The organism is Thermophilibacter sp. ZX-H3 (assembly GCF_052599055.1).
Map to the genome: position 1 here is coordinate 197,688 of NZ_JBQXES010000002.1, position 1,830 is coordinate 199,517.

The following is a 1,830-nucleotide window of genomic DNA, read 5'->3' on the forward strand; positions in this document are numbered from 1 at the left end:
TCGGGGGTTTTGATCCCCCCCCCGGGCCCCCCCCCCCGGGCCCTGTCCCAAGCTCTCTGAGAGAAATAACCCGTCCCCTTTTACACGGCTGCGAGGAGCTCGTCCACGTCCTTCTCGGCCGTGGCCCAGGAGCAGACGAAGCGCGCGACCACGTTGCCGTCAGGCAGCTCGTAGAAGGTCTCGCAGCCGCATGCGGCCTCGAAGGCGTCGCGCTGCGCAGGCGTCATGACGAAGAACTGCTGGTTGGAGGGCGCCTCGCCGTAGGGCTCAAACCCCAGGCGCACGAGCCCCTCGCGCAGGCGGAACGCGCAGGCGTTGGCGTTTCTCGCCAGGCGCCAGTAGAGCGGCTCGCCGCCGTCTGCCGGCTGCTCGAACGCGGCCTCGAACTGCACGCCGAGCAGGCGCCCCTTGGCGAGCAGGCCTCCACGCTCCTTCTGCAGGAACGGGAAGGCCTCCTTGAGGCGCGGGTCGGCGATGACCATGGCCTCGCCGAAGAGCATGCCGTTCTTGGTGCCGCCGATGTAGAAGGCCCCGCAGCGTGCGGCGATGTGCTCGAGCGTGAGGCCGCCCGCGGCGGGGGAGGTGAGGCCGGAGCCCAGACGCGCGCCGTCGAGGAAGACGGGCAGGCCCTTCTCGTCCGCCCAGTCGCAGATCGCGTCGAAGCGCTCGAGGTCCCAGACGCCGCCGAGCTCCGTGGTGTTGGAGATGTAGACGCACCCGGGGCGCGTCATGTGGCGGCCCGTGGAGGTCTGAAAGCGCCAGACGCGCTCGGCGGCCTCCGGCGTGAGGAAGCCGTCGGCGTCGTCGGTGGGCAGCACGGTGCGGCCGCACGCGGCTACGGCGCCGGTCTCGTGGACGAGGATGTGGGCGTCCTTCGTGCAGACGGCGCCCTCCCAGTCGCGCAGGAGCCCCGTCACGCCGATGACGTTCGCCGAGGTCCCGCCGACGCAGAACTCCACGTCGACGTCGTCGAGCCCGCATGCGGCGCGGATGAGCTCGCGGGCGCGCTCGCAGTGCGGGTCGCCCTCGGTGTAGCCGACGGTCTGCTCGTCGTTGGTGGCGGCGAGCGCGGCCAGGATTTCGGGCGCGGCGCCCTCGGAGTAGTCGTTGCGGAACATGCGCATGGCGTGCCTCGGTTCTTCTCGCTGCTTTTGTCGGCACGATTGTACGCCGTCTGAACCTCAAGAACTACGAACACATGTTTGTAAATGAGATGAGAAGCGCGTATAATCGGCCCATCGAGCGGGCGGTGCCCTCCCAGTCCTTGCGGGAAGATTGGAGGGTTCCTATGGATAAGCTCACCTTGCTGCTGCTTGCGGCGGCCGTGCTGGTTCTGGCGGTTGCCTTCGTGGCTCTTCTGACCAAGTAGCTTGCGGGTGACGCCCCATCCATATGGAAACAGCCGCCCCGGCAGGCGGCTGTTCCGCGTGGGTGTCACCCACAAAGTCAGTCACTGAACAGGAGGGCGCTCACCCTCTGCTCGATACCGAGTATACCCGTTTCGGCCACCCCGCAGACCGTGGGTATTCCCGGGCCGGGCCCCGTGTACGCCGCTTCGATTTGCGAGTTCAGCGAGACACCTACCAGACTCATCGAAACATGTCTCGCTGAGTCCGGGAACCATCACCCCTCGGGGGCCGGATCGGCCGGCCCGAGACACCGAGGAGGCAGCCATGCCGAAGAGGAAGAGGGCGCGGAAGGGCCCGTCGGAGAGGTCCTACGCGAGGCTCACGAGGCACGAGCGGCAGACGATCGAGAGGATGCTGGACAGGGGCAGGGGGTGCCGGGAGATAGCCCGCGAGATCGGGCGGGCGCCGTCCACGGTCGCCA

Annotated in this window: 2 protein-coding genes; one reads left to right on the forward strand and one right to left on the reverse strand. The window is 68.2% G+C overall.

Annotated elements, in window-relative coordinates:
• Positions 1-80 precede the first annotated feature (80 nt).
• The gene (locus ACULPM_RS01750; protein ID WP_445330814.1) at positions 81-1,124 is read right to left on the reverse strand and encodes a threonine aldolase family protein; all 1,044 of its coding nucleotides are present in this window, start codon (positions 1,122-1,124) and stop codon (positions 81-83) included.
• 549 nt (positions 1,125-1,673) lie between these two features.
• On the opposite strand from ACULPM_RS01750, the gene ACULPM_RS01755 reads away from it, so the two are divergent.
• A partial coding sequence (locus ACULPM_RS01755; RefSeq protein WP_445330817.1) for a helix-turn-helix domain-containing protein occupies positions 1,674-1,830 on the forward strand: 157 nt, incomplete at its 3' end.

Bases quoted from the DNA above. Each gene is read 5' to 3' on its own strand.
- ACULPM_RS01750 (WP_445330814.1), bottom strand. From the start codon at position 1,124: ATGCGCATGTTCCGCAACGACTACTCCGAGGGCGCCGCGCCCGAAATC.